We start from the raw sequence: 20,603 nt of genomic DNA, 5'->3' as shown, positions 1-20,603 counted from the left end.
GCTTGCGCATTGCTGACTGAATAGAGAGAATGAAATGTTGTTTTTCTGACAGGGCTTACAGTTAAAAAACCAACACTACCAAATAGTCAAAACTTAAGAGTTCTCTAGTTAAGATTTCCAGTTTTTCATTCATCTTAAAACTAGCTTGAGACGTTTATTAAATTTCAATACTGTCAAAATATCGGAATATACAGTTCTTGTAAAAGGGGGTGATAACCCCTAGTTCAGACTACTTAAAGTTAAAGAGGAAGCCTGACTCAAAAAAGCTGGCAGCCAAAAATGAGAGAGCACAATCCTCTGAAATCCCTAATTTCTTACAGTTTGAATTGCGCCTAGAAAAGATAGGTAGTTTTGGTTATTAGAGTGAAACTACGGAGGCAAACTAGTGGCTTCGTGGAGAGGAAAACCTCACCCAAAAACGGCTCCCGTAGAAATACTGAAAATAGAAACTGTAGCGATCGCAGTCTATCAAGCTGAGACCAGAGAAGTTTTCCTGCGTAGTCTTCAGTCAAGGATCTGAATCACACAGAATGTGAATTAAAATCACAAAACTAGAGTTAAAACAGTTATCAATTGAATAAAATGTCTGTCAGTTCTTTTACAAAACTTAAATTTTTTCTGATATTCGTTGGTACTATTTCGGATAACTACGCCTTTCGTTACCATTCAGCGGCTAAAACTAATGTCATCTAAAGTCAGGTGACTGCCGAATGTAGAGAAAACAACCCGATAAATATTACTAGCAGTCAAAAATAGTTCAGCGTTTGCCGGAAGACTAGAGTTAGAATTCGCTAAATTACCTTCTGTTAGTTCCGCCACAGCAATCAGTTGATCATTGTGGTCGTAGGCTGACAAGACCGTGCAGCGAGGACTCGTGACAAACCCACTTACAGAAGATACCGGATGGAGAAATTTAGCTTCTATCAGACCAGTCTTGGGTGCTCCCATTAAAACAGTGGTGCCAGAGCGGGGAGGAAAGGCGGGATTGGAAGGCCATAGGGCGATCGCGTTGTCAAAAATCACTCCCTGATGCTGGAATTGATAGTTGACTACTTCAAAGCAAGCTAAATTTTCCAAATCAAGCTGTACCTGCCAGGGGCGAGCCACTGCCAAACTTGATTCGGACCAAGGCTGAATCGGCAGAGACACTGCCACGGGGGGGCGATCCAGCAACTCCGACACCAAGGGCGTCGCTTCTAGGTCAGAATTAAACCGTTGGTAATTTCTACCAGAATTACTTTTTTCAGTTCGAAGACTCAATGACTCTGCCATAACACCTCTTGGCTTGCCTGATGTATCGGACGATGCGATGCATGCTGCACAAGTCAAAACAAGACCTGCCTCAAGCTGCCACTCCGATTAAGAGCGAAAAGACGAAGTTCACGGGACGATAGCAGACGCACTGGTATCAAGTTCCCAAAAAATACTTATTTCGACTTCACTCGACTGGGTAAACCTTGAGAGATACTTAGAAGATTTTTCAGGTTTTCGGAAAATCCACCCCTAAAGCAGCTCTTAGCTTACTCAAGTTCCAGTGATATTAGGATGGCTCAGCTTACATTTACAGTTTCTGGTAGCTGGACCCTAACTCGAATTCTTACAATGCACCTTATTTGATTTTTGCGTTCAGACCAATCAACTTATTCAGTCTTCTGAAAACGCCACACACCCTGATCTGAAACTTAGAAGCACCCTTATTAAGAAATGTAACGCAATCTTCTCAGAAAAGCGAGAAATTCCAGGAGTAAAGGATGTTTACGTCTTTTAATTTCTCTCATCTTTAACCGATCTGCTGTTTCCCAAAGTACGGTTCTGCTATTTCGCTGGTTCGTAGCAGTCTGAGCCGAGATTTGCTCAAATATAAACAAACTTTGTCGGCACTTGACAAAATCTTCATATTTACATCATCTCTAAGACGAGGTTAATTGAGTTATGTTTCTACCCCCTGGCTTTCGCCAACAATCCATTCTGACCAAGCTAGGCCGTATGGTTTACTACACTGCGGCAGCAGAACCTTGGGTCACTGCCGAGGCAGAACTATCTAGCGATCGCGAAACATTAGTATTCCTGCATGGCTTCGGCGGTGGTTCTTCCGCCTATGAGTGGTCCAAAGTCTATCCAGCCTTTGCCAGCGACTACCAAATTTTGGCTCCAGACCTGATTGGCTGGGGTCGTTCAGAGCATCCAGCTCGAAACTACCGAATTGAGGACTATCTCAGCACCATCACTGAGTTTTTGGAGCAAACTTGTTCTGGCCCCACGACTGTCATTGCTTCGTCACTCACGGCAGCTTTTACGATTCGGGTGGCGATCGCTCGCCCAGAACTATTCAAGTCGCTGATTCTAACAACCCCTGCTGGACTTTCCGATTTTGGCGAAGACTATACCCGCAGCTTTTTTGCCCAACTGGTCAGCACTCCCATCATCGATCGCTTAATTTACAACGCTGGAGTTGCTACGAGTGGAGGGATTCGCAGCTTTTTAGAGCAACGCCAATTTGCCCGCCCAGAGCGAGTTTATCCAGAAATTGTCGCAGCCTACTTAGAATCCGCCAGCCAAGCGAATGCGGAATATGCAGCACTGGCTTTCGTGCGCGGCGACTTGTGTTTCGATCTATCCCAATACATCACCCAACTGACTGTTCCCACCGCAATTGTTTGGGGTCGCCAGTCACAATTTACCGGACCAGAAATTGGTCGGCGCTTAGCAGACTTGAATCCTCAAGCCATTCGGGTGTTCCAGCAGCTAGACGAGGTGGGCTTGACACCACAGCTAGAACTACCCGCCGTTACGGTGGGGTTAATTCGGCAATTTCTTCAGAATCCTGACCTTAAATAGCTACTTGTCGTTCAGTCTGATGTCAACCACACTGGCATTGAAGTCGTACAAAGTACCTTGTAGCTGCACAACACTGCCAATCTTGATCTTGCTATTTCCCAAAACAGGACCATCCTTGTTAACTTGGGCTCTACCACCAACCGTAATCAGCAAATCGGTGCTGTAAGACAGCTCTGAGCGAGGGTCAGGGATCACTTTAACAGAGCCGTCTGGTTGGGTAATCAGAACATTGCGAGGTAGCACTTGAACCGACTTGAGATCCACCTCACCGTATGGCTGATTGCGGATCACCAGGCTGGTCTTCTTGGCACTTTGAAAGTCTTGGATAAATCTTTGGGGATTGCTGACACTCAAACCCTTGGCAATTAAGTCAACCTCGATTGGTTTGGTTGCGTTGTTGATCTGAGCTACCGTTCCTGTCCCAGGTACCAAAAAGACGCCTATGATCACCAGCAAGATCACGAGGGCGGCTCCCACGTCGAGAATGCTAACTTTGCCGAATAGACGACCTTGAGAGTCCAAAATAGCCATACAAGCTTACCTTGCTGATATCTTAAGAAACGAATAAAAGAAATGATTGGGAATTGGCTCTGACAATCCTTCAGAAAGCTGCCGCAACTCTGGTCAGATTACCATAACTTGCACGCCAAAGATTTAGGCAGATGGCGGTGTTAATGGCACTGGGCAAGGCGCAATTTTTAGGGAGCAACGAGCAACTGTTTCAACCGTTTCCTGTAACTCTCGCAAAGAAATTTGTTGCTTTCGATGTGGCAACTTTGAGTCTGGGCTGTACGTCTAGAATCATCTATGAGGACAGATGAGGTTCTAGCGCATACAAACCTCTCAGACTAGGTCCGCCACTTCTAGTTCCCTTAAAGTTCAGCTTTTTTGCGTTCTCCTCGCACATCAGTGATCATGCTTAACCGCTTTTCTACTTTGTCTCGTCGTTCTGTCCGCCGTTGGCTCTATCCTTTTATCTCTTTGGCGATCGCCATTGGACTGGTAGTAGGTTCTCCCAGCCCTAGCCCAGCCTTACCTTGGGCTGACTTGATCTTCCGGGGAGTACAAATTATTCAACTCTCGAAAGTATCTGATCGCGAAGAAGTAGCGATCGGTCGTCAAATCAATCAGCAACTTATAAACAGTGAATTTCGGCTATACCGCAACCGCTCCATCAATGAGTATGTTGATCAAATTGGTCAGCAACTGGCGGCTAAAAGCGATCGCCCCCGGATCCCCTATACATTTCAAGTGGTAGAAGATAACCGTGTCAACGCCTTTGCCACAGCAGGTGGTTACGTCTATGTCACCACAGGTTTGATGAAAATTGCCGATAATGAAGCTCAACTGGCGAGCGTCTTAGGCCATGAAACGGGTCATGTGGAAGGCCGTCATCTCTTGCAGCAAATGCGCCAAACGGCGATCGCCCGTGGTGTGGCTACAGCAGCAGGGCTCGATCGCAGTACCTTAGCGGGGATCGGTGTAGAACTGGCCCTCAGACGCCCCAATAGTCGCCAGGATGAATTTGAGGCTGACGAAAGAGGCCTACGAATTTTAAGCAGGGCAGGTTATGCTCCATCAGCAATGGTTGCTTTTATGGAGAAGCTGCTTAAAGGCGGCTCACTTCCTACATTCCTGAGCACTCACCCTAACACCAAAGACCGCATCGAGGCGCTCAAGCGCAGTATCAACTCCACCAGCACTAGTGGCAGCAATACTAACCCTGGAAATGGCTTAGATAGTGCAGCATACAAAGCCAAGATTCAGCCTTTGCTAAGTCGTTCTTGAATTTGTCTCCCCTTCCCTAGCAGGGAAGGGGCTAGGGTTGCGTCTCAACGCAATTCCTAAGAACGAAGCATTTGGTGGCGAGCAATAATTTGGGAAGGTTCCACTTGAGCGATCGCTTCATCTAAAGGCAAGGTTCGGACTTCTTGGTGCCAAACATTGACCTGATAAACCCGACGATTGGTAATATCTACTCCGGTGAGCCAGCCGCTCTTTTGGTGATAGGCTCCCGTATCAATATCCAGCCATCCTTTTCCCTGAGCCACTTCCCCAGGTGATACTCCTGGCAGCGTGAAAGTGATTGTATGCCCCGTCACAATCAATTTGTTTGGGAAATAAGGCTTGGCAATGCTGTGAAATTCTTCTCGAATCCAGCAAAATTCATGAGAGCTTTGGTCTTCAATGGGCATCTCTGGATGCACGCCCGCATGCACCAACCAAACATCTCCCAAGTCCATATACATTGGTAGCGTCTTGATCCATTCCAAGTGCTCGGCCAGCAAGTCCATATTCTTATAGCTGGCTACCGTCGCTTGGCCACCGCTATACAGCCAAGCTTGCAAGCCTGGGCCAAAAGCTCGGCCCTTGGGAAAGGCATCAATCATCAGTTGCTCATGATTTCCGAGCAAGCAGTGGAAGTTACTTTTCTGGACAAAGTCAACGACTTGGGCGCTGCGAGGGCCTCGGTCAATCAGGTCGCCCAGGAAATAAACTTGGTCGTCCCCATCAGGAGCGATCGCCTCCAGCAAAATCATCAAGCCATCATAATGACCATGCACATCCCCGATGAAAATGCGACGGCGGGTAGATTCGCTCATCCGGTCCTCTCATGCAAAAACTTGAGCAAGGCTTCAGAGCTAGCCTAAATAGCTGCAATTTGCAATAAATTGAGATTGCAAAAGAGGAGCTATGGGAAGCACTGAACTCTTCTTATAGTATGCCCTGACTCACCTTGGCGATCGCACCGTAATTGTATCCAATGGTACCTCTCCTAAGGCCAGCGTTACTGCGTTAAGGCTCTGAGAAAACGCTGAAGTTCCGTCATAAAGCCTGTTTTAGGAGCTGGGGTAGGATCTTCAGGATTTCCAGTAGATTGGGCTAAAATTCGGTCGATTTCGTCGCCAGCGGGCTTGGTGTCAACTTCGGCAATTAGTTTGTAGTCGTCCTCTAATTCTAGCCAAACCTGCCAAGGGCCGGGATAGCAACGCAGCAAGGCTCCATTTTCCAAAGGGCGGAGATAATAACAAACCTCGAAAGTGCTAAGGAACCGAGTGCGTAGCTGCCGCCCCGCATAGCCTAAGCCAACTGTGGCAATGTCTTCCAGAACCGGATTTAAGAGAATAAAGGGGCGTTCTCCGGCTTCATCAGCCATTTTTTGCACCTCAGCCACTTCTACAGAAGTCGGGGCAACCATGAGAAAGGCTTGATCTTCTGGTAGCATCTTGCCCTTCAGCTCACCAATCCCTCGAATCTCAAAAGGTTTCTCTCCCCAGTCCCGCCGTGCCAGAGCCGCCGCACCAGCATCGGGAAAAAAAACTTTGAAGTTGGCTCCCAAATCTTCAAAAATACTCAAAAACTGCTCGGCGATCGGCATAGGTTTGAGTTCGGGGAAATTGAGTTCCACCTGGATCCGGCAAACACCGGCGTCTAGGGCTGCCTGGGTTGCAGTTTTGGCTTGCTCGATCGCGTCTTCAAGGTTTTTGGGAAGTTCAGCCATTGTTCAGTCAGGTTCTTGAGGGCTTATGGGTGCCGAGGAAGATCACTAGCCTGCTAGGAGCGGCTCCCTACTAATTGTACGGGCATAAGTCGCTCTAGAACCTGCTGGAACACGGTGGCTGTCCAATCAATATCTGCCACTGTAGTCTCTCGGCCTAACGTGAACCGGATGCCGCCTTTCGCCAAGCGATCGCTATATCCCATTGCCAGCAAAATCGGACTGGGAGTTGTTTTGCCACTATGACAGGCAGAACCTGCACTAATCGCAATCCCCGCCAGATTCATTTGGCGCACCAAGGTTTTGCCATTTAGGGTTTCGCTATCGGTAGCCTGAAGACAAACGCTGACATGGTGCGGTAAGCGATTCCAGCGATCGCCCGTGACAGTTACGCCTGGAATCGCTAGTAATTGATCGAACAAGCGATCGCGCAGCCGCATCAAGCGGGGCGTTTCGGTGGCTAGTTCCGCGATCGCTTGTTCTGCCGCTATGCCAAACCCTGCGATCGCAGGTACGGCCTGAGTCCCAGAACGCAGCTTAAACTCTTGCCCACCACCACCGATCAGCGGCACCAACTCCACTCCAGTTCGCACATACAAAGCCCCAGATCCTTGCGGTCCATACAGCTTGTGGCTGGACAACGAGAGTAAATCTACCGGAAGCTGCTGCACATCTAGCTGCAAACGGCCTGCGACCTGCACGGCATCAGTATGAAACAATGCGCCATGATTACGAGCAATTTCACCGAGCACCTGGATGGGCTGCAAGGTACCAATTTCGCTCTGCCCGTAGATCACTGAAACTAAAACCGTATTACTTTGCAAGGCATGGCGTAAATCCTGAGGATTTACCCGCCCCTGAGCATCCACAGGTAAGCGAGTTACTTCCCATCCCCACTGCTCCAATAAGCGCACAGGCTCTGCGATCGCCGAGTGCTCCACGCTAGAAATAATCACATGTTGAGGTGTGGTGTACTGCCGCACCACTCCCAGAATTGCCAAGTTATCCGATTCGGTACCGCCCGACGTAAACACGATCGCTTCAGGCGGAGCATTGAGCAAGCTAGCCACTTGAATGCGGGCCCGTTCTACCAAGGTCGCGGCCCGACTACCCCACTCATGCAAGCTAGAAGGATTGCCCCACTGCACCGTCAAAGCCTGCTGCATGGCAGCGATCGCTTCGGCACGAGGGGGAGTTGTCGCACTGTAATCCAGATAGATTTGCATGAGTAGTCGCGTTCTAAAGCTTTAAATTAAGGCATTGCTTTCTTCCAGCATACCTTTCAATCCCAAGCGTACCGATCCAGTCAAGATGTCCCGCCTTTGGTTTAGGATTGGGAGCCCTTTGAAGCAATTAATTGTATCCCTAACGACAGAAAGAATTAAAGTTAGCTGCCCCTTGGGGTAGAACGAACCAGCGTATCTAATTCGCTTCTAGGCTGAGGAACTTCCAACTATTGCTGCATAGGATGATCGCAAGTCTCAGTATGAAAACGGAGCTTATTAAGCAAATGGCACCAGAACAACAGCAAGAGCAAAACCTACCTCAAGAAGCTCAGCAACTCCCCGAATCAGCCCAAAAGATCTTCCAAGCTGCAATGCGAAGTGCTCAATCTGATGGTCTGTCTCAAGAGGGAGCGATGAATGTCGCTTGGACCACAGTCAAGCATGATTACATTCAAGGCAGCGACGGTAAGTGGCAGCGCAAGCCCGAGGACGAACACAGATACAAGTCAACGGTCGTCAGCGGTAACTAACAAGTGTGGCAATTGCGGCTCTGGAGTGACTACAAAAAGCGTAGTTAAACTCATTCCAGTATGCCAGATTACCTTAACCCCTCACAGAAAGTGCTAGGGGTTATTTTTGATTCTTGTCTGAGACTAAGACGATTGATTTCGAGACATTACCACTCAAGTTGCAGGTGGAGCCGAGATAATGGAAACCAACGCGATCCTAGAAATCCGTGTACAAAATTTGCTACTAAAACTGGAAGACATGGAGCGGAGGCAAGACTCTACCGTTAAAGCAATTTTTCAGCTTTATGAAGCAGTGCGCTGGCTGAACGCAGGCAATCACGAACGAGTAGCCAGTGAGCTGGAAGACGCCATTATGACGTTACAGGAAGCCGCGAAGAAACCTCATTAGCGGCTAATGGTAATGATGCTATGGGCTAGGGCAACCTCTAGACATGCATCCCTCATTGCCGTCAGGAGCGCTATTTTGCTTTTTCCGGTTTCCCTGCGATCGCGTTTTTGCTTGAGCCTGTTGCTGGTTTTGAGCCTGAGTGCTTGCCAACAAGTGCAGTCTCAGCCACAGCAATCTGCACCTGCACCACTGCCCCAAGATCCGTTAGTTCAGGCTTACTTCAATCACGAACCTGCTGCCAAATACACCGAGCCTTACCGCCAGCAAACTCGCCCTGGCGATAACCTAGAGCAGCAAATTATTGACGCGATCGCCTCAGCGCAATCTACCGTAGATGTTGCCGTTCAAGAGCTGCGGTTGCCCAAGATTGCCCAAGCCTTGATCGATCGCCAAAAAGCAGGCGTGAAGGTACGGGTGATTTTAGAAAACACCTATAGCCAACCTTGGAGCGCGATCACCGAAGCTGAACTAGAGAAGCTGCCCGAACGAGAGCGCAGCCGCTATGAGGAATACCAAAAGCTCGCAGACCTCGACCAAGACGGCAAACTCACCCCAGAAGAAATTAATCAAGGCGACACTTTAGTCATGTTGCGGCAAGCGCAGGTGCCTTGGATTGATGACACCGCCAACGGCTCTGCTGGCAGTGACTTGATGCACCATAAATTTGTCGTGGTGGATGGACAACGCCTAATCATCACTTCGGCCAATTTCACTACTAGTGATATTCATGGCGATTTCTCTCGCCCTGCCAGTCAAGGCAACGCTAACAACATGTTGCGGATTCCCAGCGCCGAATTAGCTAGCTTATTCACCCAAGAGTTCAACACTATGTGGGGCGATGGTCCTGGGGGCAAGTCCGATAGCAAGTTTGGCCTACAAAAGCCCTATCGTTCTCCCCAAACAGTTGTGCTTGGCAGCACATCAGTTACAGTGCAGTTCTCGCCTACCAGTCCCTCCCGTCCCTGGAGTCAAAGTGGGAGCGGACTCATTGGCAAAACCTTGGGTGCAGCTCAGCGATCGGTGAATTTGGCGTTGTTTGTATTTTCCGAGCAGCGTTTATCGAATGTCTTAGAAACTAATCATGAACGAGGCGTACAGGTACAGGCTGTCATCGATCCTAGTTTTGCCTACCGTTCCTATAGCGAAGCCTTAGACATGCTGGGCGTTGAACTCAAAGACAAGTGCCGAACCGAATCCAACAACCATCCCTGGCAAAACCCTATTAGTAAAGTGGGGGCACCACGCCTCCCACCTGGAGATTTATTGCACAACAAGTTTGGCGTTGTTGATCAAGCCACTGTGATTACGGGGTCTCATAACTGGACTGATGCTGCCAATACAGGCAATGACGAAACATTAGTCGTGGTTGAAAGCCCAATGGTTGCGGCTCACTACGAGCGAGAATTTGAGCGGCTATATACCAATGCCATCTTGGGGGTGCCTCCAGCAGTACAACGCAAAATGGCTGCCCAAGCGAAACAGTGCCAGTCAAGTCAGACTCAGCCTAAGCCAACCTCAAAGCTCAAAAGCCAGCGATCGCCCACTCCATCAGCCACTACAACCTCGCAACCCCAGACCACACCCAACTCAGTGGTAAACCTCAATACTGCTAGTCTGCAAGACCTAGAAACGTTGCCCGGTGTCGGTCCTACGCTGGCCCAGCGCATTATTCAAGCTCGTCAGCAAAAACCTTTTACTTCGCTTGCCGATCTCGATCGCGTGTCTGGGGTTGGCCCCAAACTCCTCGATCGCTTAGAGCCTTACGTCACTTGGTAAAGTTAGCCACCCGTTTTTGGGGCGCATCCACTCGCAATTCCATTTCTGCATGACTCACTGTGAGCCAAGGTTGTCCGAAATAAATCTGGGCCAGCGGGCTATTTGCAGGGACTTCCAAATGGCCTTTGACCACACCCAAACGTGTGTCTAAATGGGCTCCAAAAGAGAGTAAAGCTGAGTCCAACAGGCTAAAACTAGTAGCCGAAAAAGGTTGCCGCCAGAGAGAGAAGGGGGGGTCATAACGTAATGAGCAAAGTAGGCGATCGCCTTGGCGCACCATGACTTGCTGGGTTTGCCCCGCCTCCCAAGTAAACTCTGCTAGTTCTTTAGGCAATCCCCAAATTTCTCGACCTCCTGCAACCGAATCCGGGTGATCGACATAAATATGGGTCACCCAGCCGCCAATATTGCCAGCCTGACGGATCAGCGTCGCCACAATCAATTCGTTGTACTCCAAGACTGACCCCGCCTGATAAGCACTGAGATACACACTAGCAATTGCTTTGCCAGGCCAGGGCTCCAGCACTTCTAAACCCGACGGCAGCAGCGATCGCACAGAAGCACTATCTACTAAATGTAATGTCTGCAAAGCGTGGCCTCGCAGTGTCCAAGGCGCAGAGGGATAAGGCACAGCGTTATTCTCCTGAGGTGAATAGGGGCAAACCAATCACACTGTAAAAATTCCCGTGGGCAAATCACTCTCTCTCGCGTCAGACTTACTTGAGAGGCTGGGCTTGCTATCCTGTAGAAAGTTGCTCTGCTAGAATCGTCTGCGCTCCCAGCTATGACCCAACAACCAACCCGTATTTGTATTCTCGGTGGCGGCTTTGGGGGGCTTTACACCGCCCTCAAGCTCAGTCAGTTGCCTTGGACGAAGCTGGAAAAGCCTGAAATTGTTCTGGTAGACCAGCGCGATCGCTTCTTGTTTTCCCCCCTCCTCTACGAACTCGTGACAGGGGAACTGCAAACCTGGGAAATTGCCCCCCCCTTTACCGAGCTGCTCGCTAACACAGACATTCGCTTCTGCCAAAACGCGATCGCTGAGATCGATACACAAGCGCAGCAGGTGCAACTACAAGACGGCCCAACCCTTAGCTATGACTATCTAGTCGTAGCGTTAGGCGGTGAAACTCCCTTAGATCTAGTACCTGGTGCCGGTGAGTATGCCTTGCCATTTCGCGCCCTCGCAGATGCTTACACACTCGAAGAAAGATTACGCCTCCTAGAAACCTCAGAAGCCGATAGGATTCGGATCGCGATCGTGGGGGCAGGCTATAGCGGCGTGGAATTGGCTTGCAAACTGGCTGATCGTTTAGGCGATCGCGGTCGGTTGCGCCTTGTAGAACAAGCCGATCAAATTCTCCGAACTTCGCCAGAGTTCAACCGAGAAGCTGCTCAGAAAGCTTTGGAAGAACGAGGCGTTTGGTTAGATTTAGATACCAAAGTCGAGTCATTGGGACCAGAAACAATTTCGCTGGAGTACAAAGGGCAAGTTGATACCCTTCCCGTCGAGTTGGTGTTGTGGACGGTCGGCACTCGCATTAATCCTGTCGTGCGATCTCTACCTCTGAAGCAAAATCAGCGGGGCCAGCTTGTCACAACTCCGACGCTGCAAGTGGTCGATCATGCCAACATATTTGCTCTGGGTGATTTAGCCGATTGTCGAGATGCCGAGGGCAAGCAAGTTCCTTCCACGGCTCAAGCTGCTTTTCAGCAAGCTGATTATACTAGTTGGAACCTTTGGGCCTCGATTACCGGACGACCACTTCTACCCTTCCGGTACCAGCAGTTAGGCGAAGTGATGACCCTAGGAACTGACAACGCCACCTTCACTGGCATGGGCCTTAAACTAGAAGGAAGTTTCGCTCATCTAGCTCGTCGCTTAGCTTACCTCTACCGTTTACCCACCCTAGAGCACCAGTTGAAAGTGGGCATGAACTGGATCGCGAGTCCAATTTTGGAGTGGTTAACCCCATCCTCATAGGTAGTTCAACCCAAGGTGCCTGCTATTGCGAGATCGCACGGATAGCAAATTGTCCTATAGCTTGGGAACATTAGGACTAGTATCAGGCGTGCTCCCTGGCCAATATCAGAATCAGGAATTGTTTCCCTGACCCACACAGGGTCTTTTGCTGAAGCGCCCCAGCTGAATTTAATGGCTAACGGTATCGAGAGGTAGACGAATATGAATGCTGCTGAGCTTCTGAGGCGTTATGCGGCAGGGGAACGGGATTTTAGCAAAACCGACCTGTGGGGTATTAATTTAAGCAAGGCCAGCCTTAGCGGCATTAACTTTAGCAAATCAGATTTGAGTGGGGCCAATCTGCAAGGGCTTAACCTGACCCAGTCAGATCTGAGCGGGGCGAATTTAGATGAGGTTGACTTAAGCGGTGCCAACCTGCAAGGAATTAATTTAAGTCGCGCTAACCTCAGTAGCGCTAATCTCCGCTGGGCCTTACTCAATCGGGCTAACCTGAGCGGCTGCAACTTGAGCAAGGCAATTTTGAGTAAAGCCAACTTAAATGGTGTCAACTTGAATGGGGCCAATCTCAATGAGGCGAATCTTTGGGGGGCCAACTTGTGTGAAGCACTCTTGCAGGAAATTGACCTCAGCGGTGCCAACCTCAGAGGTGCCTATCTTTGTGGTGCTACCGTCAGTGGTGATTTGAGTTGCGCAAACTTGAGTGGCGCTAACTTAAACGGAGCAGTGCTGTCGGGTGCTAACTTAGCAGATGCAATTTTAAGCGAAGCCATCTTGAGCAGTGCTAACCTGTGGGGAGCGAATTTGAGAGGAGCTAAGCTGCGGGGTGCAGACTTGGGCAGGGCTGATTTAGGACATGCGGATCTAACTGAGGTGAATCTCAGCAAAGCCGATCTTGCCATGGCCAAGCTGATCAAAACCAATTTGACGGGAGCAGTGCTCAGTGGCGCTAACCTACGTGGCACGAACCTCAGTGAAACAGATTTGAGTACCGCTAACCTGATGGGTACGGATTTGCGGGGCGCGATCATGCCCAACAACACCATTCATAGTTGATGAATGTAAAACCAATGCGTTAAGGTCGTCAGCAGCGTATTGGTTACTAACACCCTAATTTGCCTGTGATGGAGCGACCTAGAGTAATTTTTTTGGATGCCGTGGGGACTTTATTTGGCATCCAGGGGAGTGTTGGGGCTATTTACAGCCAACTCGCCCGGCAATTTGGTGTAGAAGTATCTGAGGCTGATTTGAATCTCGCCTTTGGTCAGAGTTTTCGACGGAGTGAGCCAGCGGCTTTTCCGAATGTCGAGCCGAGTGAAATTCCAGTTTTAGAGTTTGAATGGTGGCAGGCGATCGCCCAAGAAACCTTTGCCCAAGCTGGCGTTCTGCAACAATTCTCAGATTTTGCCACCTTTTTTAAGGAACTTTATGCCTACTTTGAGACGCCTAGCCCGTGGTTTGTGTATCCAGAAGTGCCGCTGATTCTAGAAGAATGGCGATCGCAAGAGATTGAGTTGGGGATACTGTCTAATTTTGACTCTCGGTTGTATTCTGTATTAGGCGCACTCGGCCTAGCAAAATTTTTTACCTCAATTACCATCTCTACGGAGGTGGGTGCTGCTAAACCTAGCCCCGCTATTTTTGCGGCGGGTTTGGAAAAACATCACTGTGATGCGATCGCCGCTTGGCATATTGGCGACAGTTATCAAGAGGACTATGAAGCAGCGCAAGCCGTTGGGCTGCAAGGCATTTGGTTAAACCGTAGTGATAAGTCAGTTCCAATTCGTAGTTACCCCTCCCCTTCACCTGCCATGCTTACGCCTGCCCCCCAACCACGATCGATTCGCAACCTAAGTGAATTAAGCGAATTGATTACTCAGTAACCCAACTTCCTACTCTTTCTGTGGCCTATCTCTGATCTTACTGACTGACAATCATGGCTCTCAAATCTGCTCAAGTCCTTGCCCTCCTGCAAGCCAAGCAAGCTGACTTCAAAACCTTCGACCAAACAGCCTTGCATGCCTTACAAAAGTATCGTGCTGCTCTAGCAGAGGCGTCTCAGAAAACAGCAGTAGAACTTGAGCAGATGTTAGGCGCTGCTCGCGCAGTAGGAGCTAGACCACTCGAACCTGTAGGGAATTTTCTGAATTGGGTGATTCCTTCAAATTTGGTCTGGCAGAACCGAGAGCAAAGTTTGAGTTGGGTGCGCGATCGCTTGATTGGGATTGCCACCTTTGCTGTGGATGGTTCCCAAATTTTTCCCACTAAGGATTTTTCGATTCCAGTTGCTCTTGTGCAGATTGGTTGGTTCGAGAATTTACATCTGCCCAGCGGCACCTACGAGAAGGATGTAGCTCTGGATGTAATGACTCCGGCTGAACTCAAGGTAAACCATAGTGGAGAGCCTGTCGATCGCCGCGTGAATATGCGACGGTTTGAGATGGAGACGCAGCGACTGATCCAGTACATGCAGGAACACAAAAACTGCAATGACTGTTTAGTCTTTTTTGATGGTTCTCTAATTGCGACGTTCGCCGAAGCCTTCGACCCAGACACCCGCGCGTTCTATGTCGATTGCCTTCTGGAACTGCTGCAAACTAGCGAAGATTATCGAGTGCCGCTGGTCGCTTACATCGACACTTCCTACGCTCGCGACTTGACGGTGATGTTGCAGCAGGGCTTTAAGTTACCAGAAGCGAATGCAATTCACGATGCCCAGTTGCTCAGCAAGTTCATGAGTTGGGGCGATCGCACTCCCCTGTTTCTCTGTCAGCGATCGGGGATTTTGGGTCAATATCAAGCCCATGCTGACAAGATTGCTTTCACCTACCTCAAAACCACTCACGATGGCTATCCCGCTCGCTTAGAAATGCCCGTTTGGATGTACGAAGCAGGCATTGTCGATCGCGTTTTGGACTGGGTACGGGGTGAAGTCGTCATTGGCAACGGCTACCCTTATGTGATCGAAACTGCTGACCAAACCGCTGTACTACAAGCAGAAGATCGCCATATCTTTTACCGAATTTTCCAAGACTGGGCAGAAAAGGAAGAATTGAATCTGCGCTTATCTCGCAAGATGGTGAGTAAAGCCCGCCGTCGTTGAAACAGCGCGATCGCCACTCATCTCTAGTCACCCATCTTTAAAGCGAGAAGATTCAGGAATTACAGAGTGCCATTCTCCAATACTTGACATTCTGTATTACATTTGTAGTATAAATAATACAGATACTCCAGCATTGCTTCGGGAGTTAGCCCTGTTTGCTTCAGGAGGCAAACGTTTATGCCTTACGAAAAATTAGAAATTTCTACCCCTAAGCCTGTTTTGTCTTGGGCTAACCATTCCCTCGGAGCCGATGAAACCAAAATGGCTAAGAACGTGGCGTCTTTGCCATTTGTGTTTAAGCATGTTGCTCTGATGCCTGATGTGCATTTGGGCAAAGGAGCCTTAGTGGGGTCTGTGGTTGCAACTAAAGAGGCGATCGTGCCAGCGGCAGTGGGAGTAGATGTCGGCTGTGGTATGTGTGCCATCAAAACTCCCTTTACTGCCAGCCAGCTAGAAGGCAAACTTAAGCAAATTCGGCTAGACATTGAAGCTGCAATTCCGGTTGGCTTTCATGAAAACAAAGAAACCGACAAAACCGTGCTCAACTGGCAAGGCTGGCGTGAGTTCAAAGACTTGCATTCTGGGGTACAACGCCTAGAAACCAAAGCCATGAAGCAAATGGGTTCTCTCGGTGGCGGTAATCACTTTCTGGAAGTTTGTGTGGATGCTGAGGAGCAAGTATGGCTGATGCTGCATTCTGGCTCTCGCAACATCGGCAACATGCTGGCCCAAAACCACATCGGTAGTGCGAAGGAACTCGCCAAACTAGCAGACAATCGCTTGCCTGATCCTGATTTGGCCTACTTTATCGCTGGTACACCTGAGTTTGCCGCTTATTGGCACGATTTGCAGTGGGCTCAAGGTTACGCTCGCTTCAACCGAGATGTGATGATGGCACGGTTCAAGCGAGTGGTGGAAAAGCATTTAGCTGGTGGCAAACCCACTAAGGCGCTGCTATCCGTGAATTGCCACCACAACTATGCCGAAAAAGAATTGCACTTCGGCGAAGAAGTCTACGTCACTCGCAAGGGAGCTGTGCGCGCCCGCAGTGAGGACTACGGCATTATTCCAGGTTCTATGGGAGCCAAGTCCTTCATTGTCAAAGGCAAGGGCAATGCCGAAAGCTACTGCTCTTGCAGCCACGGTGCAGGACGCACCATGTCTCGCAATAAAGCCAAGTTACAGTTTTCCTTGGATGACCTAATCCAGCAAACGGATGGCGTCGAGTGCCGCAAAGACGCAGGCGTGCTAGATGAAATTCCCGCCGCTTACAAATCTATCGAGCAAGTCATGGCTAACCAGTCAGACTTGGTTGAAGTTGTAGCCACGCTGAAGCAAGTGGTTTGCGTCAAAGGCTAAACCCAGATTATGAGGGAGCGATCGCCCTCTCTAACCCGATCAGGAGCGCGTTCATCCCTCATCCTTTACACAGATGAGTGGTCGATTGGCGATCACCTCCAGTTCCACCGACTTCATTAGCTCGCTCCAACTACCAGCTAAAGCAGCATCCTTAGGACGGGCACAACGTTGGTCTACCAGGGTTTCAATCGTATTAAACCAAATGCCATTTTGGGCATAGACAGCAGGGCGATCGCGAGGGTCGGCCTGCTTTAATTGTTGGCTCACAGTTGAGCTAGGAGTCACACGCTGTACCCAGCCATTCACTGTTACATCTTGGGTGCGATCGCCCGGATTGCAAATGAGAGATACAGACCAGCGATAGTTTTGCCCCGACTTTAAAGGAGGCAGATTTACATCTTTTGGTAAGCTGAGGCTGGCAATTCCTGCTTCACCCGTAATGCTAAAGGTGGTTTTGTATATCAAGTTGCGGTTCACTCGCTTGGCATCTACGTCATAAAGAGCAAACTCTGCTAAAGACGCATTGCTCGCTGGCAGAGACCAGAAAAATTGGGGATAAGCTGCGGTCGTCAAACCCAAATTGGTAGCGGGTAGCAAAGCTACTAACGGGCCAGAATTCGCTGGCAAGCATTCGCCTGTTTCATTCCCTCGTGAGCCTGCTCCTTGCCGTCGGCCTGGCAACCTAGGCGCGGGTGCAGGTCCGCGCGTTCCAGGAGCTTCTAAACGAGGTGACACAAATGCTCTGGTCCCCGCCCCGACTCGCCGACCTGGTAGTTTGCGACCAGTGGCTCTAAATTGCAGTGCTGAGGCTGACTGGAAGCTGCTTTCCATCCAGCCAAACAAACCGATCATTAGGCCAGCAGCGATGAAAGTTTTGTAAATATTAACCTGAGGCATAGGAAAACTCTTGTGGATCGATTCAGCAGTAGCATCCCGTAGACTCAAAGCCACACCGGGAAACACAGCAAAAACTGCCACTCATTGATGACGAGGGTTGCCACAATTGTAAGTCTCTCGCTCAAGATTCAAGATTAAACGCAGCTGACATACAATCTTTTCGCTGGCCTTAATGATACTGATCAATAAAATTTGGACCGTAGAATAGAGGGCAGCAAATTGTGCGGCAGCAGCAACGATTGGGGTAGAGTGTGAGAAAAATTTTTTGGCAGTTTTTTGAGCAGGGACAAGCGATCGCCTCTAACACCCAGGTTTTAGGGCTGTTAGTCTCGACCTTGGCAGTACCGATTCAGCTCAACCCCAATTCAGCTTGGGCTAGTGTAACTACACTCCCCGTTGATCCAGGGCTGAATCATCAAGTTGCTCAAGCTGTGCCTACGCTGCCTAGTAATCCGCAGCCTGACCCAAATCAGGACCGCTTCCTGCAACCCCAACCAACCCTGCCAGTTCCTGCTCCTACGGAAGCAGAACAGCCAATCTTACCCACGCCTACCCCAGAAACCCCTCCCGCCCAGCCTGATGTCACCATTCCAGTTAAAGAGATTGAAGTGATTGGCAGTACGATTTTCGAGCCACGGGAACTGGACTCGATCGTGCAGCCTTACGAAGGACGCTCTTTAACGCTGGAGGAACTACGGACAGTAGCGGATGCCATTACGCAGCTTTATCTCAACAGAGGCTACATCACCTCTCGTGCCATCCTGGTGGATCAAACAATTACAGATGGGGTCGTTAGGATTCGTGTGATTGAAGGTAGCTTGGAGCGGATTGAAGTCGAAGGCAATCGCCGAGTTAATACAGGTTACATTCGCGATCGCATTCAGTTGGGAGCCAAAACGCCGCTGAGGAAAGACGATCTAGAAGACCAATTACGCCTGCTCAAAACTGATCCTCTGTTTAAGAACGTCGAAGCGAGTTTACGGGCGGGTGAACAGCTTGGCCAAAGCATTTTGACCGTTCGGGTTATGGAAGCAAACCCGTTTGACTTTTACCTCAGCGCCGACAACTATTCCCCACCGAGTGTGGGGTCTGAGCGTCTAGGCGTGAGTGCCGTGCATCGCAACTTAACTGGACTCGGCGATCAACTCGCGGGGGCTTACTATGTGTCTACCACGGGGGGTGCTGAGTTGTATGACTTCAGCTACCGAGTCCCAATTAATGCCATGAACGGCACGATTCAGTTGCGGGCTGCTCCTAATGACTACAAGATTACCGATCCAGAGTTTTCGGAACTGGGCATTCGCGGCAGCTCGGAGTTGTACGAGATTAGCTATCGTCAACCTTTAGTGCGATCGCCCCGCGAAGAATTGGCCCTCTCTTTGGGCTTTACCTTCCAAGACGGGCAAACTTTTCTGTTCAACGACATCCCCAATCCGTTTGTGATCGGGACTGGCCCTAATGGTGTTAGCCGTACCAGTGTGATCAAGTTTGGTCAAGATTACGTCAAACGTGATCCAACGGGTGCTTGGGCCTTGCGATCGCAGTTTAATGTCGGGGTGGATGTGTTTGATGCCACCGCCAATCCCGATCCGATTCCTGATGGGCGGTTCTTTAGCTGGTTAGGGCAAGCGCAGCGGGTTCAAGCTCTCGGCACGGATAATTTGCTAATTGCTCAATTAGATTTGCAACTCACACCCGATAGTCTCTTGCCCTCACAGCAGTTTGTAATTGGGGGCGGGCAGTCGGTGCGAGGGTTCCGCCAGAACGCCCGCTCTGGAGATAACGGGGTGCGCTTCTCACTCGAAGATCGGATTGCTTTGCAACGGAATGAAGCAGGATTGCCGATTCTCCAGCTAGCGCCTTTCTTTGACTTAGGAGCGGTGTGGAACGATGCCAGAAATCCCAACGAAATCAACAATGAGCGATTTCTAGCGGGCGCAGGGGTAGGACTGTTGTGGCGGCCTGTCGCAGGTCTGAACATTCGCCTAGATTATGCCTTTCCCCTAGTAGACTTGAGCGATCGCGGCCAGAACGCCCAAGATGAAGCCTTCTACTTCAGTGTTGTGGTTCGTCCCTAACTCATCCGCTTTACCAAGGGTTGCCGACCACTGTGAAGGCAGCCCAATAGTAAGGATGGAAGAGTGCGCGATCGCCCTACCAGCGGGCCAAATAAAATCAGTCAGCGCTAGCGAGTACTGCTTGAAGTCGAGGGTCTGGAATTGGAACTGGTAGAACGAGTATCTCCTGAAGCTCGGTTAGTTTGAGAGCAGCACTGCACTAAAGGCGCTTTAGCTACAGTGTCTAACCCCACCGACTTCAACAAAGTTTCCCAATCTGTCGTCAAGGCGCGATCGCGAGGGTTGTCGCGGCGTAACTCGCTCAGGCTCTTGAGCGTATCGTTCCAGATGCCCTCTTTGGCATAAATGGCGGGGCGATCGCGTGGGGCGGCTTTGGTCAGTTGATTTCCTACATCGCGGCTGAGGGCCACCCGTTGCACCCATCCTTGGACAAAATCAACGGCGGAAGGATCGGACGGATTGCAGATTAAAGAAAACGTCCAAGAGTAATTCTTGTTTACTTCTAGCGGCGGTAGGGTCGCATTTGCGGGCAGGGTGACGTTGATGACTCCTGGCGACCCAGTAATCGCAAAAGTTGTTTTGTAGATTTCCTGTTTCTTCTCATTGTTCAGCACAAATTCAGCGGTGCGTGCTGGTGTGGGCGGAATGAACCAGAAGAAAGTGGGATATTTCTCAGCAGTTAGCCCCAGATTAGTATCGGGGATCAAGGCGACTAAAGGCTGCTTCGGATTGGTGCAAGGCCCACGAGTTCCCGCACCGACCCGACGACCTGGCAGACGACGCTTGACAGTGGTTGATGGCTGCTGGCTCTGAGCCAGAGTGAGGGTGGGCCAGCTGCAAACAAATAACCCTAGAGAGAGAGCTAGGCAATTTTTTAGCAAAGTTGTCCGAGATTGTTTTTGACGCATACTGATCACCCGTAGGTCGC

General features: G+C 49.8%; 19 protein-coding genes. 11 read left to right on the top strand and 8 right to left on the bottom strand.

The annotated features are described in order from the left end of the window. Window positions 1-666: 666 nt before the first annotated feature. Complete coding sequence (locus tag H6F72_RS03660) at window positions 667-1,272, bottom strand: hypothetical protein (protein ID WP_199298830.1); 606 nt, start codon at window positions 1,270-1,272, stop codon at window positions 667-669. A 660-nt stretch (window positions 1,273-1,932) separates the two neighbouring features. On the opposite strand from H6F72_RS03660, the gene H6F72_RS03655 reads away from it, so the two are divergent. Further along, window positions 1,933-2,838 carry an alpha/beta fold hydrolase gene (locus H6F72_RS03655; RefSeq protein ID WP_190431855.1) on the top strand — a complete coding sequence of 302 codons (906 nt, stop codon included), beginning with the start codon at window positions 1,933-1,935 and terminating at the stop codon, window positions 2,836-2,838. Here the strand turns inward: H6F72_RS03655 and H6F72_RS03650 are convergent, their stop codons facing one another. After that, the gene (locus H6F72_RS03650; protein ID WP_190431853.1) at window positions 2,839-3,369 is read right to left on the bottom strand and encodes a DUF4330 domain-containing protein; all 531 of its coding nucleotides are present in this window, start codon (window positions 3,367-3,369) and stop codon (window positions 2,839-2,841) included. A 384-nt stretch (window positions 3,370-3,753) separates the two neighbouring features. Here H6F72_RS03650 and H6F72_RS03645 point away from each other — a divergent pair, with 384 nt between their 5' ends. Continuing rightward, window positions 3,754-4,626, top strand: a complete 873-nt coding sequence (locus H6F72_RS03645) for a M48 family metallopeptidase (protein ID WP_190431851.1) — start codon at window positions 3,754-3,756, stop codon at window positions 4,624-4,626. Window positions 4,627-4,682: 56 nt separating this feature from the next. Here H6F72_RS03645 and H6F72_RS03640 read toward each other — a convergent pair whose 3' ends face one another. The 3 genes from H6F72_RS03640 to H6F72_RS03630 form a co-directional block, all read right to left on the bottom strand. Continuing rightward, window positions 4,683-5,441: a metallophosphoesterase family protein gene (locus tag H6F72_RS03640; RefSeq protein ID WP_190431849.1), complete on the bottom strand. Its 759-nt coding sequence runs from the start codon at window positions 5,439-5,441 to the stop codon at window positions 4,683-4,685. Window positions 5,442-5,626: 185 nt separating this feature from the next. Continuing rightward, on the bottom strand, window positions 5,627-6,340 hold the full coding sequence (locus tag H6F72_RS03635) for a DUF1995 family protein (RefSeq protein WP_190431847.1): 714 nt from the start codon (window positions 6,338-6,340) through the stop codon (window positions 5,627-5,629). Window positions 6,341-6,393: 53 nt separating this feature from the next. Then, window positions 6,394-7,563, bottom strand: a complete 1,170-nt coding sequence (locus tag H6F72_RS03630) for a cysteine desulfurase family protein (protein ID WP_190431845.1) — start codon at window positions 7,561-7,563, stop codon at window positions 6,394-6,396. Between the two features lie 260 nt (window positions 7,564-7,823). On the opposite strand from H6F72_RS03630, the gene H6F72_RS03625 reads away from it, so the two are divergent. From H6F72_RS03625 to H6F72_RS03615, 3 genes are all read left to right on the top strand, one after another. Further along, entirely contained in the window at window positions 7,824-8,093 is a 270-nt protein-coding gene (locus H6F72_RS03625; protein ID WP_242016740.1) for a ChaB family protein, read from the top strand. A gap of 178 nt (window positions 8,094-8,271) precedes the next feature. Further along, the gene (locus H6F72_RS03620) at window positions 8,272-8,481 is read left to right on the top strand and encodes a hypothetical protein (protein WP_190431843.1); all 210 of its coding nucleotides are present in this window, start codon (window positions 8,272-8,274) and stop codon (window positions 8,479-8,481) included. A gap of 75 nt (window positions 8,482-8,556) precedes the next feature. Next, complete coding sequence (locus H6F72_RS03615; protein WP_242016739.1) at window positions 8,557-10,257, top strand: phospholipase D-like domain-containing protein; 1,701 nt, start codon at window positions 8,557-8,559, stop codon at window positions 10,255-10,257. Here the strand turns inward: H6F72_RS03615 and H6F72_RS03610 are convergent. Then, a complete protein-coding gene (locus H6F72_RS03610) occupies window positions 10,247-10,924 on the bottom strand; it encodes an acetoacetate decarboxylase family protein (RefSeq protein ID WP_199298829.1) in 678 nt (225 codons plus the stop codon). The two genes, H6F72_RS03615 and H6F72_RS03610, sit on opposite strands and share 11 nt — an antisense overlap. A gap of 117 nt (window positions 10,925-11,041) precedes the next feature. On the opposite strand from H6F72_RS03610, the gene H6F72_RS03605 reads away from it, so the two are divergent. The 5 genes from H6F72_RS03605 (at window position 11,042) to H6F72_RS03585 (ending at window position 16,700) form a co-directional block, all read left to right on the top strand. Next, on the top strand, window positions 11,042-12,241 hold the full coding sequence (locus H6F72_RS03605) for an NAD(P)/FAD-dependent oxidoreductase (protein ID WP_190431840.1): 1,200 nt from the start codon (window positions 11,042-11,044) through the stop codon (window positions 12,239-12,241). Window positions 12,242-12,442: 201 nt separating this feature from the next. Continuing rightward, the gene (locus H6F72_RS03600; protein WP_190431838.1) at window positions 12,443-13,294 is read left to right on the top strand and encodes a pentapeptide repeat-containing protein; all 852 of its coding nucleotides are present in this window, start codon (window positions 12,443-12,445) and stop codon (window positions 13,292-13,294) included. Between the two features lie 68 nt (window positions 13,295-13,362). Further along, the gene (locus H6F72_RS03595; RefSeq protein ID WP_190431835.1) at window positions 13,363-14,121 is read left to right on the top strand and encodes an HAD-IA family hydrolase; all 759 of its coding nucleotides are present in this window, start codon (window positions 13,363-13,365) and stop codon (window positions 14,119-14,121) included. A gap of 53 nt (window positions 14,122-14,174) precedes the next feature. After that, entirely contained in the window at window positions 14,175-15,341 is a 1,167-nt protein-coding gene (locus H6F72_RS03590; protein ID WP_190431833.1) for a DNA double-strand break repair nuclease NurA, read from the top strand. Between the two features lie 177 nt (window positions 15,342-15,518). Beyond that, on the top strand, window positions 15,519-16,700 hold the full coding sequence (locus H6F72_RS03585; RefSeq protein WP_190431831.1) for an RtcB family protein: 1,182 nt from the start codon (window positions 15,519-15,521) through the stop codon (window positions 16,698-16,700). Window positions 16,701-16,751: 51 nt separating this feature from the next. Here the strand turns inward: H6F72_RS03585 and H6F72_RS03580 are convergent, their stop codons facing one another. After that, the gene (locus H6F72_RS03580; RefSeq protein WP_206755414.1) at window positions 16,752-17,597 is read right to left on the bottom strand and encodes a DUF928 domain-containing protein; all 846 of its coding nucleotides are present in this window, start codon (window positions 17,595-17,597) and stop codon (window positions 16,752-16,754) included. 251 nt (window positions 17,598-17,848) lie between these two features. Here H6F72_RS03580 and H6F72_RS03575 point away from each other — a divergent pair, with 251 nt between their 5' ends. Continuing rightward, entirely contained in the window at window positions 17,849-19,675 is a 1,827-nt protein-coding gene (locus H6F72_RS03575) for a ShlB/FhaC/HecB family hemolysin secretion/activation protein (RefSeq protein WP_348252016.1), read from the top strand. 107 nt (window positions 19,676-19,782) lie between these two features. Here H6F72_RS03575 and H6F72_RS03570 read toward each other — a convergent pair whose 3' ends face one another. After that, a complete protein-coding gene (locus H6F72_RS03570; RefSeq protein WP_190431827.1) occupies window positions 19,783-20,583 on the bottom strand; it encodes a DUF928 domain-containing protein in 801 nt (266 codons plus the stop codon). Window positions 20,584-20,603 lie beyond the last annotated feature (20 nt).

This window comes from Trichocoleus sp. FACHB-46, from assembly GCF_014695385.1.
In the GTDB taxonomy this organism is placed as follows: domain Bacteria; phylum Cyanobacteriota; class Cyanobacteriia; order FACHB-46; family FACHB-46; genus Trichocoleus.
This window is presented reverse-complemented; position numbering and strand designations above follow the sequence as displayed.